The 16,270-nt window shown below is 63.4% G+C and carries 14 protein-coding genes; 10 read left to right on the top strand and 4 right to left on the bottom strand.

What is annotated here, in order from left to right; genetic code table 11:
* Nucleotides 1-19: 19 nt before the first annotated feature.
* Both NDI76_RS20655 and NDI76_RS20650 read left to right on the top strand, forming a co-directional pair.
* Entirely contained in the window at nucleotides 20-1,000 is a 981-nt protein-coding gene (locus NDI76_RS20655; protein WP_310926062.1) for a hypothetical protein, read from the top strand.
* Between the two features lie 89 nt (nucleotides 1,001-1,089).
* Nucleotides 1,090-2,520, top strand: a complete 1,431-nt coding sequence (locus NDI76_RS20650; RefSeq protein WP_310926061.1) for a M81 family metallopeptidase — start codon at nucleotides 1,090-1,092, stop codon at nucleotides 2,518-2,520.
* Between the two features lie 48 nt (nucleotides 2,521-2,568).
* On the opposite strand, the gene NDI76_RS20645 is transcribed toward NDI76_RS20650, so the two are convergent.
* From NDI76_RS20645 to NDI76_RS20630, 4 genes are all read right to left on the bottom strand, one after another.
* The gene (locus NDI76_RS20645; protein WP_310926059.1) at nucleotides 2,569-3,723 is read right to left on the bottom strand and encodes a Gfo/Idh/MocA family protein; all 1,155 of its coding nucleotides are present in this window, start codon (nucleotides 3,721-3,723) and stop codon (nucleotides 2,569-2,571) included.
* A 77-nt stretch (nucleotides 3,724-3,800) separates the two neighbouring features.
* Entirely contained in the window at nucleotides 3,801-4,973 is a 1,173-nt protein-coding gene (locus NDI76_RS20640) for an MFS transporter (protein ID WP_310926058.1), read from the bottom strand.
* Nucleotides 4,970-6,052, bottom strand: a complete 1,083-nt coding sequence (locus NDI76_RS20635; RefSeq protein ID WP_310926057.1) for a glucose 1-dehydrogenase — start codon at nucleotides 6,050-6,052, stop codon at nucleotides 4,970-4,972. Before NDI76_RS20635 ends, NDI76_RS20640 begins: the two co-directional genes overlap by 4 nt.
* A gap of 347 nt (nucleotides 6,053-6,399) precedes the next feature.
* On the bottom strand, nucleotides 6,400-6,774 hold the full coding sequence (locus NDI76_RS20630; RefSeq protein WP_425498397.1) for a hypothetical protein: 375 nt from the start codon (nucleotides 6,772-6,774) through the stop codon (nucleotides 6,400-6,402).
* Nucleotides 6,775-8,247: 1,473 nt separating this feature from the next.
* Between NDI76_RS20630 and NDI76_RS20625 the strand changes: the two genes are divergently transcribed.
* The 8 genes from NDI76_RS20625 to NDI76_RS20590 all read left to right on the top strand — a co-directional run bounded on the left by NDI76_RS20625 (nucleotide 8,248) and on the right by NDI76_RS20590 (nucleotide 16,005).
* The gene (locus NDI76_RS20625; RefSeq protein WP_310926056.1) at nucleotides 8,248-8,847 is read left to right on the top strand and encodes a Pvc16 family protein; all 600 of its coding nucleotides are present in this window, start codon (nucleotides 8,248-8,250) and stop codon (nucleotides 8,845-8,847) included.
* Complete coding sequence (locus NDI76_RS20620; RefSeq protein ID WP_310926055.1) at nucleotides 8,834-9,475, top strand: carboxypeptidase-like regulatory domain-containing protein; 642 nt, start codon at nucleotides 8,834-8,836, stop codon at nucleotides 9,473-9,475. Before NDI76_RS20625 ends, NDI76_RS20620 begins: the two co-directional genes overlap by 14 nt.
* 400 nt (nucleotides 9,476-9,875) lie before the next feature.
* Entirely contained in the window at nucleotides 9,876-11,825 is a 1,950-nt protein-coding gene (locus NDI76_RS20615) for a choice-of-anchor D domain-containing protein (protein ID WP_310926054.1), read from the top strand.
* Nucleotides 11,826-11,923: 98 nt separating this feature from the next.
* Nucleotides 11,924-12,361 carry a phage tail protein gene (locus tag NDI76_RS20610; RefSeq protein WP_310926053.1) on the top strand — a complete coding sequence of 146 codons (438 nt, stop codon included), beginning with the start codon at nucleotides 11,924-11,926 and terminating at the stop codon, nucleotides 12,359-12,361.
* Nucleotides 12,358-12,879: a hypothetical protein gene (locus tag NDI76_RS20605; protein WP_310926052.1), complete on the top strand. Its 522-nt coding sequence runs from the start codon at nucleotides 12,358-12,360 to the stop codon at nucleotides 12,877-12,879. Before NDI76_RS20610 ends, NDI76_RS20605 begins: the two co-directional genes overlap by 4 nt.
* Nucleotides 12,876-13,109 carry a DUF6760 family protein gene (locus NDI76_RS20600; protein WP_310926051.1) on the top strand — a complete coding sequence of 78 codons (234 nt, stop codon included), beginning with the start codon at nucleotides 12,876-12,878 and terminating at the stop codon, nucleotides 13,107-13,109. The genes NDI76_RS20605 and NDI76_RS20600 overlap by 4 nt, the downstream gene beginning before the upstream one ends.
* On the top strand, nucleotides 13,109-13,567 hold the full coding sequence (locus NDI76_RS20595; RefSeq protein WP_310926050.1) for a phage tail protein: 459 nt from the start codon (nucleotides 13,109-13,111) through the stop codon (nucleotides 13,565-13,567). Before NDI76_RS20600 ends, NDI76_RS20595 begins: the two co-directional genes overlap by 1 nt.
* 161 nt (nucleotides 13,568-13,728) lie before the next feature.
* Nucleotides 13,729-16,005, top strand: coding sequence for an ATP-binding protein (locus NDI76_RS20590; protein ID WP_310926049.1), 2,277 nt, complete (start codon nucleotides 13,729-13,731; stop codon nucleotides 16,003-16,005).
* The last annotated feature ends 265 nt before the right edge of the window (nucleotides 16,006-16,270 follow it).

The following is a 16,270-nucleotide window of genomic DNA, read 5'->3' as shown; positions in this document are numbered from 1 at the left end:
TCCCTCTTATCCGACTCGCATGAGCGCACGATGGTGGTACGATGTGGCGACGACGTCGCTCGTCTGGGCCGTCTACCTTCTGTTGGGCCGATCGACGGATCTCGTCGCACTGCTGTCGACATCCGAGGTCGGTCTCGGCCTCCGCGGACTGCTGTTCGTCCTCTGGTTCCTCCTTCCGATATTCGTCGCCCTCGACTGGCGTCGCATCCGAGACGACGTTCCATGGGACCCCGCCATCGGTCCGTGGCTGCTCGTCTCGGTCATCTGGCTCGCCAACGCCGCCGCGGGAGCCGCCTACTGCCTTCGCCGCGAGAGTGCGCTCCGGAACACCGTCCCATCCGGGCAGTGGGTGTACGGGGGCGTCGCAGGACTCGCGTTCTGGGCGAGTCTCGTCCTCGTCAACCTCGCGTCAGCAGTGATTCCGACCGGCGTGGTCGGGACCGTCCTTTCGGGACCGCTAGTCCTCGTCGCGCTCGTTGGCTGCCCACTGTCGTTCTATCTCGACGCCGAGCACGTGCGCGGACACACACACTGGAACCCATCGCTGCGGTTCTGGCTCGTCGGTCTCGCCGTCCCCGTCGTGAACGTCGTCGTCGGTGCGGTCTACCTCGTCCGCCGACGCGCCGAGTTCGAGGAGACCAGTGACCCGGATACCGTCGAGCTCCTCGGCGTCGACGTGGAGCCGACTCCGCCGATCCCCTCACCGTGGTACCGTCGCGTGGCGCTCGCGACCGGCCTCTACTTCCTCCTGTTCGTCGTCCTCGGCGGTACGCCCGGACTCGTCACCCTCGGGTTGGGGCGGTTGGCCGCGCTCCTGTGGCTGCCGTTCGGCGTCGCCCTCCTCCCGATGGTCTATCTCGACCTCGCCGCCCTCGCCGATTACGGGTTCAAGTGGGGACCGACGCGCTATCTCTACGGAACGATGCTCTTCCTTCCACCCGTCGCGTTCGTCTACCTCCTCCGCCGATCGACAGTGGGCCGACGAGCGCTCGGTCTATAGGGGGCCTCGTCTCTCATTGACGCCCCGGAGCGATCCCGGGGACTGCCGTCAGGGGACGATTCATGAGGGTGCCTCGCATATCTCCCGGTATGAAAATCGCAGTCGGAGCGATGAGCCACGAGACGAACACGTTCGCTATGGGGACGACCAGCCTCGAGACGTTCGACACCGCCGTTGGTTCCGACCTACTGACAACCGACCGTGTTGGACGTTCCATCGGCGGTATCGTTGAGACACTGGACGATGCGGGCGTCGAGATACTGCCGACTGTCGGAGCGAGCGCGCTCCCCGCCCCGACCGTCGAAACCGAGGCGTACGAGTGGATGAAGCGTGAGTTCCTCGACGCCCTCGACGGCGAGAGTGTCGACGGGGTTTGTCTCGACCTCCACGGCTCGATGTTCGTCGCCGACGAACCCGACCCGGAGGGTAACCTTCTAGCTGCGATCCGGAACACCGTCGGTCCAAACACGATGATAACCGCCGCGCTGGACATGCACGCGACGGTGACGGAGCGGATGGTCGAGCACCTCGACGGCGTTGCAGGCTACCGCACTGCGCCGCACACTGACGTTGTCGAGACGGGCGTGCGCGCGGCGACCCTGCTCCTCGATGCCCTCAACGGCGACACGGACCTCGCCCTCGGCTGGGAGCCGTTCCCGATGCTGCTAGCCGGCGAGCGATCCGAGTCCGAGGCCGAACCGATGTGCACGCTGGTCGGACTGCTCGAAGACGCGGACGGACGAGAGGGAGTTTACGACGCAAACTACTTTTTGGGGTTCCCGTGGGCCGACTCGCCGCACGCGGGATGTCACGCTCTCGTCACCGGCGCTGCCGGGGCGCAGGTCGTTGTCGAAGAGGTGGCGACGGACCTCGCGGAAGAGTTCTGGCGTCGGCGCGACGAGTTCGACTTCACGACCGAGGCGTACGACCCTGGAACCGCACTGGACGAGGCAGCAGAAACGGATGCGCGGCCCGTCGTCGTTGCCGACACGGGCGACATCCCTGGCGCGGGCGCGGGCGAAAACACGACGAATCTCCTCGCTGCGATGCTGGCTCGCGATGATCTCGGAACTCCGCTCGTCGCCGTCGTCGCCGACGTCGAATGCTACGAGGCGTGCCGTGAGGCGGGCAGAGGAGAAGACGTGAGACTCTCGCTCGGGCGGTTGTATCCCAGCGGGGAACCGCTCGAAACGACGGGAACGCCAGTCGCGTTCCGTGAGGAAGAAGGTGCACAGACGGTCCTCGTGTCGCTTGACGGCGTAGATGTGATCGTCGCGGACCGCCGGACGAACGTCCACCGCGACCCCGAGTTCGTTCGCCGACTCGGCGTCGATCCGGCGACGCGGGCTGTCATCGCCCTGAAGAGCGGATACCTGAGTCCGGCGTGGAAGGAGGCGGCCGCGCGGCGACTGTTCGCACTGACGCCCGGAGAGACGAACCAACAACTCGCTGACCTGCCGTACGAACGTGTCCCGCGCCCGACGTACCCACTGGACGAGGACGCGACGTGGCAGAGATGAGACGGAAGCACAGCGGCGGAGGTAGAGCGGTAACGGCGGAGGCTTGACTCAGGGGTCCAACGCCGTCGACTTCGAGTGGTCCTTCACCTCTTCGGCGGTAACTTCTCGACCGAATTCGTTCGATAAGTAGATGCCTTCCATCACGAGCATCGAGTTCAGCGCGATTTCGGCAGTGGGAATCGCCGAGTCATCCTCTTGGATTCCGCGGATCCACTGGTAGAGGTCGTTGTCCCAAAGGTCGGCGTTCTGCGCGGGGTCGTCCGCAGCGAACCGACGCTCACGGCGAGCGAAGTCGTCGACTTCGACTGTCGCCGACAGTTCCGTGTCGGCCATCGTTGTGCGGAACTCAAACGGGTCGAGTTCGATGCCGCCCGTTGCGCCGACGACGGCGCTGGTATCGGAGTCATCGGCGAACATCCCCCACGCCGCCTCCACGGTGAGAATCTTGCCGTCCGCGAGGCGAACGAAGCCGAATCCCACGTCCTCCATCGGATCGCCTTCGGAGAGACGGCTCTCGTATCGGTCGAGGTTGTCACCGACGTGTTCCTCCGAGAAGAGTTCGTCCGTTCCGTCGAATGTCGCGCCGCTCACCCGTTCGACGTCTGGGTTGCCGAGGAGGTAGAGTAGTTGACCGATGGGGTACGTCCCGAGGTCGTAGACGGGGCCACCGCCGGCGGTTGCCTCCTGTTGGAACGATGCGGTGCCGTAGCCGTTGATGTACGGTCGGCCGCGGACGCGCTTGTAGGCCGCGTGGCCGTAGTACAGCGACCCGAGGCGGCCGTCGTCGATAAGGCGTTTCGCCGCCCGGGTCTCAGCGGCGTAGAGATAGACGTTCTGGACTGCGAGTTCCCGGTCGTTGCGCTCGGCTGCTTCGTACATCGCCTCGGCGTCGGCGTAGCTTCCGGCCATCGGTTTCTCGCTGTAGACGTGCTTGCCGGCGTCAAGAGCGTCGACGGCGATAGGGGCGTGGAGGTTGTTGTGGACACAGATGTCGACGATGTCAAGGGAGTCGTCGTCGAGGGCGTCTCGGTAGTCCGTGTGCGTCGTTGGGACGCCGTAACGATCCGCGAACGCCGAGGCTCGTTCCTCGTCGATGTCAACGACAGTGGCGACGTCCGCGCTGTCGGTCTGACTGTACACAGTTTCGATATGCGCCGCGCCGCGGTTGCCGGCCCCGACGATGGCGACGGAGAGTGAGTCCATCGTTGTCGGTCGTACGGTACCGCGCAACGTCTATCAGTTGTTGGAAACCAGCAAAACAACCGTGAGGGACAGGTGGTTCAACTGTCCGTCGGGATCAGTCCGTCGGCACCGAGTGACCCGTCAAGCAGTCCGGTCACCGCGACGACGACCACGCCGACGACGGCGACGTACTGGTACATCGATTGGACACCGACGAGATCCAGCAGGTGGCCTGAAGCGAGTTCGCCCAGTGCGGACCCGGCGACGAAGCCGAATCCAGTGAGGAACGTCTGCGCCGTCGACCCGAGTGAGAGGGGAGCAAGCTCGGCCGCGAGATTCACCGCCGCGAGCATGAACGCGGCGTAGCCGACGCCGAGGAGCAGTTGGGCGGCGACAACGAACGTCGGCGGAGGTGCAGTGGCGTAGAACGCGAACGTGAGGACGTGACACCCCGCTCCGACGACGAGCAGGCGGCGGTACGTCGTCGCAAAGCGCGCGGCGTAAAGGAAGACGACGGCCTCCCCGGCCGTCTTCGCGGCAACGGAGAGGCCGGTTATTGCGTCGCTTCCGCCGAGGCTCCGCACGAGGACAGAGAGATACGCGCTCCCCGCCGGGAACATTGCGCCCATAAGGAAGGCAGCGACCAACAACGCGGCGAAGTTCCGGTTCCGCACAAGGGAGATGGCGCGGAGACCGACGCTCTCCGTCGGCGGGCGATTCTCGACGGGGATGCGCAGGAGGATGACAGCGAGGACGGCCATCCCGACGCCGAAACCGTAGAAGACAGCGGCAGTACCGACATGCGAACTGATGAGACCGAACCCGAGGGCAGCGACGCCGAACGCGACGCTCCCGTAAGCGCGGACGGTCCCGTACGGCACACCTGTCGAGAGCACCATCGCGTTGGCGACGGGCTTGACCGGTGCACGGAACGCAGCGAACGCGACGGAGACGAGAGCGAGGAGGGGGAACACCGACGCAGCACTCGGATAGACCGCTCCGAGTACACCCGAAGTGACGACGCTGGCGAGCAGAATCGTCTTCTGTGCGCCGTATCGGTCACCGAGCAGCCCCCACGCGGGAAGCGCAAGAATGCCCGCCGTGCGGAGCAGAAACCCAATAGTCCCCATCTCGGCACCGGTCATGCCAATATCCTCGAAGTAGGCGTTTCGGAACACGACGAACCCGCTCCAGGCGGCGAAGTAGAGGAAGTAGAACGCCTTGAAGTAGCTCTCCTCGTCTCTTTCGCGCACCACCTCGCGAACGGTCACGGGGTGTCGAACTCGACGACCGTCTTTATTACATCCTCACCCGTCTCGAACGCTGACTCCACCTCCTGGGGTGCGTAAACGCCGGTGACGAACGCGTCGAGGAACCAGTCGGGGAACTCGGAGAGTCGCTCCCTCGCGGCCTCGTATTGTCCGATGTTCGAGTTGACGCTCCCGAACAGCGCCTTGTTTTCCAAGACGAGTTCGCGGTGGAGCCGCCCGCCATCTACCTCGAACGCCCAGTCGTTCGGGATGCCGAGGAGGGCACCGACGCCGTTTGGTGCGAGGGCGTCGACGGTCTGGAAGGCGTGCTTCGCATATCCCGTCGCCTCGTAGACGAAGTCCATCGGTTCGAACGCCTCGGCCACCCTGTCGACGGGCGTTTCACGGGAATCAACGTAGGTACCGCCGAGTCGCTCAATGATGTCGATAGAGGGGTCGGGCCTGTCCCGCCGGCCGAGACAGTAGTTCCGTTCGAACGGCGAGGTATCCGTCTCCAGCATAGCGAGCGTGAGCAGTCCGAGCGGTCCGTTTCCGAGGACGAGGGCGCTCTCGGGCGTCCATTCGAACGCTGATCGGGCGGCGAACGCGTGCTCGAACGCCTTCTCGGAGTTCGATATCGGTTCGACGAGGAACCCGTATTCTGCGTACGAATCGGGAACGGGAACGAGGAACTCGGGTGAACTCACAAAGAACTCCGACATATAGCCGTGCGCGCCGACGATACCGCGTTCGACGTACGCGCCGTCGGGCGCCATATCGGGTTCACCACGCTCGAAGTATTCGCCTCCGTCGACGTCCGTTTCGACGGATGGACGGCGAACTGTCGGTACGACGAGCTGACCCGCTTTCAAATCAGTCCCGTTCGGATCCTCGACGGCAGCAACGGCCTCGTGACCGAGAATCTGATAGTCGTCGTCCACCGGGTAGCCCCCGTGATTGCCTTGGATGACCTCGCGATCAGTGCCGTCGATGCCGACGCGGAGCGTCCGGAGAAGAGCCTCTCCCGCGTCGGGAATCGGTTCAGAAACGTCGAGAAGCGTCGGTTGAGAGCTCCCTCGTTCGACAGCGATAGCTTTCATCGTATCGCCCCTCCGAGCGTTACTCTGGAGTCGGATGTATCTATCAGTCGGCGAACCGCGTCGTCACTACAAGGCATGTCACACGATTTCCATCAGAGCTAATAAACACTCCGACGAGAGCGAAGTCGTGTCCGTAGGACTCCGTTCTGTTCACCAGTCAAACTCGACTGAGATACGCTCTGAAATTTGATAGCAAATTCTACGCCACGGACACCATAATAGTGCTTAGTAGATGATTCACTCCCAATTGAACCGGCTGTGTTCTTGGTGTCGTCCTGTGCCAGACCGGCCAACAATAAATTAGAATCGTATATGAAAAATTGGCGATGGATAAGGCAAATTCTACACTATATAGGGGCAAACTCTTCGCCGGAGTCGGGAAGATACTCAAGGATACTCTGGTAGGCGCCGAATTCGCTGATAATCGTCTGTAGCGCGTTAACGACGGTCGCGATGTCGCGGTTGAGTTGGTGTTCACGGTACGTTCCACCGTCCTGGCCACGGTGTTCCATATGCGAGAGGGTCAGATTGAGGATCTCGAAATCAGACAGGAAGCTACGTATCCGCCGAGTGGTACGCGGATCCCGCCCTTGGAACTCACAGAGTTTTTTGTAGCGTTGGTAGATAAGTCGCGACCAAACTGGTGTAGCTGTCGGGATATTCACCGTTAATAATTGGCTGCAGAGCCGCTTCGTACTCCTCAATCTTGTTGTCTCGTCCAACGATGTTATCTGGGACGTATTCTACTTTGAGTGTGTTCCGACGTTTGTACAACGTGTCGTCCGGATGAAACCATCATTTCCAGTGAAACCAGTAAGTCGTGGATGGCCAACCCACCCCATTGTTTCCGGTAACTTACAGAGACTCTATGTAATCAGTCACGAGAGGAAGAACCACAGGGTTCCAGTATTTCCAGTAAATGGTTCTTTATATACTTGAGGGACCCCACTATTTCCAGTATACTCCATTAGAACGCAAACCAGCAGACAATAGAGGGACGCAGTTGAGGGGGAGACCAGAACACCCCCTCCCCATTATTTCCAGTAAAGCACCACGAAAGAGAACCATCTGCTGGAGAAGAATTCTAAACTAGTGGAAAGTTTATGTTATCAACGCTTGAGTTAGTCCGTAAGAGACCTATAGAATATTACTATTGCGGTTGTTTCTCGTGAAAAGAAAGTAGCAAGAGAGTTCAGGAGACCTTCGTCGCTAGCTTTACTGGAAATTATGGGGGGTGGGTGGCTAGATAGACCCGCTAGTTCTCATCGTGTAAGCCTATTAGTGGAAATAGTGGGGTCTGACACCTGTCAGACGCCTCTGGTTAACCAACGGAAAACGGTGTGTTGTCACTCGTTGGTTAATAACCCATTGTAAGTGGAACAACTTCTACTCATATTCAGTGAGTTAGGGAAACCGGATTCATAGTCACTACACCACCGTTTCCAGTAAACCACCGTTCATCCACTTTACCGACAAGCGAGAACTAATTCTCCGAATCGACCGGTCTTTGTACTTAGAAAGCATTCTTCCGCCCGCTCTCCCCTAACCAGTAGTCGTACTGATTGTTATTGTTTTTTCCACCGTGATCGTCGCTTTCGAAGAGACGTCGTCCGGGAGGTTCTCCGGCCACTCCTAGAATCCTCCAGAATACCTATTAGTTTCTATGTTTTAATCTTTGATCTCAAATAGTCGAACTATTTCATCTAAATTCTATTTTTGAGGGCTGGATTTGACAAACTGACCGCAAAATATTCATATTTGAATATAATAGGTCTGTTTTGATTTACTTTCTTGGCAGATAGAACTGGCTGCGGCGGAATGTACGCATCTACTTCGGTTCTCCGCTTCGGTTCAACCCGGAAACGAGTTAGACACGGTCGTGTGACCTCTTCTCACAGTGGAATCACGTTAGGGAAAGGTATTATAGCTTAGATAAATATACTTACAATTACAGGTATAATTCTGTAATCCGTATCTATTCTGTACGACTACTCGGTCGGTGGAGCGCCACACTCAGTGAGAGAGAATCTGCTGCGCTTCGCGTCGGAACCGGGGACGGTTTCGTCTCCCCCCGAGCCACAGAGTCCTTCGGAACCTCCGCGTCTCGTAGTCGGGCTACGCTTATATTTGCCTCCCGCGAAGTGGGAAGGTATGAACAGTCGAGCAGAAGCGACACCCGGCAGGAGTCGGTAGCAATGGGGGGGTACACAGCGGTCGCGGACGCCAGCGAGACAGTCGTCAAGTTGCTCCGCGGTCGGATGCGCGATTTGCTCGACGCGGACGACGTCGCCCTCTCCTCGCCCGGCGCGACCAGAGCGAACGGCGCCCCTCGACTCACACTGTTTCTCTACCGGACCGCGGTGAACCCCTACCTCCGGAACCGCGATCGCCTCGGCGACGGACCGCCGGACCCGGGGTCGGTCCCTCTTGACCTGCACTACTTGGTGACCGCCCATTCGAGTGATGGCGGAACAGACGAGACGGCACAGTCGCTCGAACAGCACCGCGTCCTCGGCCGGACGATACAGGTATTCGCCGACAATCCGGTCGTCTCGGGATCTGACCTGTTGGGATCCCTCTCAGAGGACCGCGAACTCCGCATCGTCGTCGACTCACAGTCAGCCGACGACGCGTTCGAGGTTTGGAACACGTTCACCGACGTCCCCTACCAACCCTCGCTCGTCTGCGTCGTCGGTCCGGTGTTCGTCTCGACCGAGGCGCCGTCCCCGACGCCGCGCGTCGTCGAACGCCGGGTGGACGACCACCTCATGGGAGGGACTGATGCCGGCGAGTGACCGTCTCGGTGAGCGGCTCGGCACCTCGACCGCGCGACTCTCGCTGGCGGTCCGCCCCGTCGATGCGTTCGCCGGGACGTGCCTCCGCGACCAACTGACGGTCCGATTGTCGGGTGCTGCGAGACCGGTTCCATCGCCGAGCGGTCACTTCCTCTTTTTCGATCTCGACGAGACGAAAGACCCCCGGACCGTCATCGTGACGAGTGAGGATCGGTTCCTCCCCACCGAGGTGGCGGTCACGCTCGCTGATCTCGAACCGCTCTCACCCGTCATCGAGGTTCCGCTAACGCCGGCGCCGGCCTACCGGTTCCCCGCATGGGCGACACTCGTCCGAGGGCGGGTACTCACGGCGGCGACGGAACCGGTCGCCGACGCGACGATCACGCTTTCGGGACTCGATACGACTGGTCGAACTGACGACCGCGGCGAGTTCGTCGTCGGACTTCCTCCGCTCGACGCCCGCGACGTCGTCGAACGGGACGGTCGGCGCGTCGTCGTCCCGGCGGGTGACCCGCTGACGGTGATGGCGACGCACCCGACACTGGACCTCGTCTCGGAGTCGACCGAAGTCACGGTGACGGAGGGCGAAACAGTGTCGGTCTCGCTCTCGCTAGTCAAACATGATTAATAGATAATGTTATATCGGATTCAATCATCTCAGTGGTATGTACGCCGACCCGGCGGGGAGCGTGTCGTAGATGCCCGAGTATCTCGCTCCGGGCGTCTACGTCGAAGAGGTACAGATCGGCTCGCGACCAATTGAGGGCGTGAGTACGAGTACGGCCGGTTTCTTGGGAGAGACGGAGCGAGGTCCGACGGAGCCGCGGCTGCTCGACAGCTTCGCAAACTTTGAGCGGACGTACGGCGGGTTCGACCTTTACCGAAAGAGCGGGGCTCTCCAGACGAAGTACTTCGCCTACGCCGTGGAAGGTTTCTTCAGGAACGGCGGGAAGCGGTGTTACGTCGGTCGGGTAGTGACAAAAGATGCGAAAGAGGCGAAGACGGTCCTCAATGCGGCCGGGGATCCTATGCCGGGAATGCTCGGCGGATCCGCCCGACTCGGACTAGGACTCGTCGCGGTCGGCGAGACGGCGACGAAGACGCTCTCGGTGCGGAACATCGGCAGGACCGACCTCGTCGTCAGCGCCGACGACCTGACCGTCTCGGGCGGTGCCGACACCGAGGACGAAGAATTCGTCGTCACGTCCGAATCCGACGGAGAGACGACACTCGCGCCGGGTGACTCCGTCGAGCTCACGGTCACGTTCGAACCGGAGAGCGCGGGCGAGAAGAACGCGACACTGGAGGTGGATGCCGGCGAGACGCCCCTGGAAGTCCGCCTCGAAGGGAGCGCCCGCGACGGCGTCCTCAACGCGTCCCCGTGGCGCGTCGACTTCGGTTCGGTGTCCGGCGGAGAGACGGCGACGGCGGCGCTCACTCTTACGAATACGGGCGAGGAGGCGGTCACCGTTGCCGAGGAAGATGTCGAAGTCGTCGCCGGCGGGGACACCGGAACCGACGAGTTTGCCGCGGCGGTTGACCTCGGCGAGGAGGGAACGACGACGCTCGCGCCGGGCGACGCCCTCGACCTCTCGGTACGGTTCGCCCCGAACGACGACGAACCCAAGCGAGCGACGGTCGTCACGTCCGCCGCGGACGGACTGGTCGCGGTCCGTGTTGTCGGGAACCTCGCCGACGAAGAGGAGAGGTCGTCCGGACCGACATCGACCGAGTCGGACGCGCCGGTCCTCGAAGCGACCGCCGTCGGCCCCGGACCCTGGGGGAACAACGTTGCCCTCGTCGTCAGCGACGCGTTGGGTGCACAACCCGGTTCCGACGATGCGCCGTTCCGCCTCACCGTCCGATACTGGAGCGACGCCGACGCCGAGGCAGCGTTCGACCACGGCGCCAACCCCGAACACGACGCCGTCCCCGATCCATCGGTCGAGGAGGTGTTCGACGGTCTCTCCGTGAACGAGGCCGACGGGAACTACTACGAGAAGGTCGTCAACGGCACCTCGAACCTCGTCACGGTTCGGCGACTGGGCGAGGGCCGCCCGGCGACCGGGGCGCCCGGGTCGCCCGCGGTCTCTCGGCTCGACGGTGGATCCGGTGGGTCGGCGCAGTTGTCCGACTACGCGGGGCGAACGACAGCGGGCGAGCGTACCGGACTCGCAGCGTTCGAGGAGGTGGACGACATCGCTATCGTCTGCGCACCAGACGAGGTGACGGTCGCGAACCTCACGAACGAACTCGTCGACCATTGCGAGCGGATGGGCGACCGCTTCGCGGTCCTCCAAGCGCCGGAACGAGCCGACCGCCCGTCAAAGCTCCGACCGCCCGTCGACTCCGGTAACGCGGCGTTCTACTATCCGTGGATTCGAGTGGCCGACCCTGCGACGAATGCGGAGAAACTTGTCCCGCCGGGCGGGCACATTACGGGCGTCTACGCCCGAACCGACGCGGAACGCGGTGTCCACAAAGCGCCCGCAAACGAGGTGGTTCGCGGCGCCATCGGCCTCCAGAAGAACGTCTCGAAGGGCGACCAGGACGTCCTCAATCCGAAGGGCGTCAACTGCATTCGGAGCTTCCCGGGGCGCGGTGTGCGCGTCTGGGGCGCCCGGACCACGTCGAGCGACGCCGCCGACCGTTACGTCAACGTGCGTCGGCTGATGCTCTACATCGAGGAGTCGCTCGACGAGGGCACCCAGCACGTCGTTTTCGAACCGAACGACGAACCGCTCTGGGCGCGCGTCAGGCAGAGTATCAGCGGCTTCCTCACCACCACGTGGCGTGATGGCGCGTTGCAGGGGGCGACGCCCGAGGAGGCGTTCTTCGTCAAGTGTGACCGGACGACGATGACACAGGACGATATCGACAACGGGCGATTAAAGATCCTCGTCGGCGTCGCGCCGGTGAAACCCGCCGAGTTCGTCATCATCAGAATCGCGCAGTGGACGGGGGATGCCGCGAACTGACGATGTTCCCCAACTGATCCGGTTGCCGGTCATCACACCCGGCAACCACCCCCGACCGCACGACGAATACACCAACCACGAACACGAAATAATCACCCATGCCAGACAGACACGGACCATTCCGAAACTTCCGCTTCCTCCTCGAGATAGACGGCATCACGCAGGCCGGATTCAGCCAGGCGACCGTCCCCGAAGTGCAGACGGAGTTAGTTGAGTACCGCAACGGCGACGAACCCGCCACAAACAGAAAGCTCGCGGGTCGCACCGCGTACGGCAACCTCACGCTGCAGACCGGCATCACTGAATCGACCGAACTGTTCGAGTGGCGGCAGGCCGTCACGAACGGACAGGTCGACGACGCTCGGCGCAACGTCGCCCTCATCGTCCTCGACGAGGAGGGCAACCCCGGCCCGCGCTATGAGTTCACGAACGCGTGGCCGCGCCAGTACGACGCCCCCGACATGAACGCGACCGAGAACAACGTCGCCATCGAATCGCTCGAACTCGTCCACGAGGGCATGGAGCGGACCGCATGAGTGGGATGCTCCAGACCGAGTTCGAGTTCACGCTCCCGAGTGGCTACGTCGACGACGAGGGGACGCTCCACCGCGACGGTGTGATGCGCCTCGCCACGGCCGCCGACGAGATTCTCCCGCTGAAGGACCCGCGCGTCCGCTCGAACGAGTCGTACCTGACTGTCATCCTCATCTCACGCGTCGTCACGCAACTCGGCAGCCTCGACGACGTCTCGCCGAGCGTCGTAGAGAACCTGTTCGTGACCGACTTGGGCTACCTACAGGACCTCTACGTTAGGGTGAACAGCCGCGGGGCGGATGTCGTTGACGCCGTCTGCCCGGCATGCGGCGAAGAGCACGAGGTGGAACTGCACCCGACCGCGGCGGCCGCAGACGGGTCGTTCGACGTGGGGGCGGACGACGAACTCGCCCCCGCTGAGTCGGCGGGAAGGTCCAGTGCCGCCGGCGATTCCGACGAGGGTGACGACTCCGGCGACACCACTGCCGTCACCTCGCCCTCGGGAAACTCGCGACCGTGACGCGCTATCCGCTCGACCAGTTGTACGAGGAGGTTTCGTTCGTCGCGTACCATTTCAACTGGTCGCACGACGACGTACTCAACCTGCCGCACTGGGAGCGCCGTCGCTGGTGTGAGGAGATAAGCCGCATCAACGAGCGGATGAACGTCGAGCCGGGGAGCGGTGGTGGTGCCGCCTTCGACGGTGCGACGAACGGGACGACCAACCTGCTGGATCTCGGTGATCTCTAGTGACGACCGAAGAGCGGTCCGACCCGTACCTCGGTCACCGGTTCGTCGTCGAGATAGACTCCGTCGTCGCCGGCGGGTTCTCTGGCGTGAGCGGGCTGTCGATGGAGATGCAACCGCAGGAGGTGGAGGAGGGCGGACAGAACGGGTTCAGCCACAAGCTTCCGACGCGCATCGGCCACCAGAACCTCGTCCTCAAGCGGGGGCTGACGGACTACGTCGGCTTCTGGAGCTGGATTTGGGCCGTCGCCAACGGCAGTGTCACCCGCAAGCGAGTCGACGTCTACCTGCAGGACGCCCCTGGCCCCGACGACCGCGTGTGGGGATGGTCGTTCGCCTCGGCCTACCCCGTCAAGTGGACCGGACCAGAGTTCAGCGCCGAGCAGTCCGCCGTCGCGCTTGAGACGCTCGAACTCGCCCACGAGGGAGTCAGCAAAGTCGAGGGGCTCCCGCCGACGTGACCGTCGATGACCGCCATCACTCTCCCCCATCTCGGACGCCTCGCCGATAGCGTCGATGCCGGAGAGCGGACGCGGAACCGTGGCGTTTCGGGCGGTTTAGATGCAGCTACCAGCGGACATCCGTCCGCTGTCGATCTTCCCGACGTTCTGGGGTGGCGAGCGTGACCGACAGATGGACGGATTCCTCTCTCGCGGTGGAACCGTACGTCGACAGCACCGACCACATCCGCGACGCGCTGGAACGACTCGATATCCTCCTCCGATACCACCTAGAAACGTGGTGGGCGGCTGGAGACGGCGTCGTGGACGAGTTACGCGGGCTGTACGTCTCCGATGAGACAGTCGACGTGCTATTTCCTGCCGATGTCGCGGGTCGCGTCCGGTCCGACGAAGCGAACGGAGCGGGGACGGGCGAACGTCCACCGCCGAATCCGGACCTCCTAGTGACCGTCGACGAGCGGGCAGATATCGTCGCAGCGAGGGTGCGCCGTACGCTCGCGGCCGGGACAGACCTTCGCCTTGCCCACTTGGCGGACCAGTTCGACCTCTCCGCAGCGGACGTGGACGCGCTGTTACTCGCATTCGCCCCGACGCACGACGCACGCTACGAGACGCTGTACTCGTACCTGCACGACGACGTGACGGCGAAGCGGCCGACTATCGGCCTCGTCTGCACTGTCCTCGCCCGAGACGGCGACGAGTCGGCAGTCCTCCGGCGGCTGTTCGCCCGTGGCGGTCCGCTCCGGCGCCACAACCTGCTTCGACTCCGCGAGAGCGACGAGCGACCGCTCCGCTCCCGCCCGGTGACCGTCGACGAGCGAATCGCAGAGTACCTCCTCGGTGCTGACGACGTCGACCCGGAACTCGACGGCGTCGCCGAACTCGTCGTCGCCGATGACGTCTCCGCTGACGGCTCAGACCTCACGCGGACGCTCGGACTTTCGACATGCGCGCGGACCGCACTGGACCGACTTCTCGACGCGGAGTCCGACCACCGCGTGCGGAACTCGAACCCGCTGCCCGACCCCGATTCGCGGACGAGGGGGGAATCCCGTCCGCCGATGGCGTACGCTTGGGGCCCGCGCGGGTCCGGTCGGCATGCGGTGGCGGCCGCGGTGAGTCGCAGTCGTGCCCGCGACGCGGCGTTGCTCGCCATCGATGCCTCGCAGCTAACCGACGCGCCGCTCGGACTCTCGACGACGCTCGCCCGCGTCGGGCGTGAAGGGCTGCTTCGGGGGGCCGCTCTCTCGGTGCGAAACTTCGACTCACTGTCGCACGACGAGCGGGAACGCCTCGCCGGGGCGGTGGACGAGTTCCCCGGCCCGGTCGTGCTCTCGGGTGGAACCGAATGGCAGCCACAGACGCCACCGTCGACGCACGTCTTCACGGCGCTGGCGCTGTCGGTCCCCGGCACTGAGGCTCGGCGACGACTCTGGCGGGCGGCGCTCGCGTCGACCGGCGTCGGCGACGACGAGGCGGACGCGCTGGCGTCGAAATTCCGGCTCACATCCGGTGCGATTCGCGACGCCGTCGAGACCGCTCGTCAGACGACGGACGGAGAGGAGCCGAGCGTCGCGGCACTGTACGACGCCTGTCGACACCAGGCGGGCGGGTCGCTGACCGACCTCGCGCAGGCAGTCCCGCAGCCGTACGCGTGGGAAGACATCGTCCTCCCGCCCGAACAGATGGTGCAACTCCGCGAAGTGGCCGCCCACGTCGCCCATCGTGGAACCGTCTACGACGACTGGGGGTTCGCCGAGCGCTACGCCGCCGGTACCGGGCTCATCGCGCTCTTCAGCGGCCCCTCAGGAACCGGCAAGACGATGGCGGCGAGCATCGTCGCCCGAGAGGCGGGACTCGACCTCTACCGCGTTGATCTCTCCTCGGTCGTGAGCAAGTACGTCGGCGAGACGGAGAAGAACCTCGGTCGCGTCTTCGACGAAGCGGGGAAGGGCGACGCTGTGTTGCTGTTCGACGAGGCCGACGCGCTGTTCGGCAAGCGCTCGGAGGTTCGGGACGCGCACGACCGCTACGCGAACGTCGAGGTGAACTATCTTCTCCAGCGCGTCGAGGCGTACGACGGCGTCGTCGTCCTCACGACGAACTTCAAGCGTAACATCGACGAGGCGTTCACCCGCCGTATCCACCTGTGCGTGGAGTTCCCCCGCCCGACTCGGGCGGCGCGCGAGGGGATATGGCGCAGTGTGTTTCCCCCGGAGACGCCGGTCGAGGAACTCGACTTCGAGTTCCTCTCGACGCTGGAACTGACCGGCGGCAACGTGAAGAACGCCGCGCTGACCGCCGCGTTCATGGCCGCCGACGCGGGCGAAAGCGTGCGGATGGCGCACGTCGTCAAAGCGGTGAAACGCGAGTTACAGAAGACTGGGACGCTGGTCTCCCCCGAAGCGTTCGGCAACTACTGGGAGGATCCGACGTGAGACCATGAGAACCGAACGAACCCGCGGCACGTCGGACGAAGCGGCACGGACCCGACGGAGCGGACGGACGAACCCGAACGCACGAAGTGAGGAGCGGTCTGCCGCGACGCGTCGCGGCGACGCCGTCGACGGCGGAATCCACGCCGCGTCCATCGTTCAACTCCAGCAGACGGCGGGTAACCGGGCTGTCCAAGCGCTCCGTCGGAAAGGCAGTGGCCCCGCGGGTCTGGCCGCAATGTCGTCTCCGTCGTGCGCGGCTTCGACG

The sequence above is a fragment of the Halogeometricum sp. S1BR25-6 genome (genome assembly GCF_031624495.1).
Taxonomy (GTDB): Archaea; Halobacteriota; Halobacteria; order Halobacteriales; family Haloferacaceae; genus Halogeometricum; species Halogeometricum salsisoli.
This window is presented reverse-complemented; position numbering and strand designations above follow the sequence as displayed.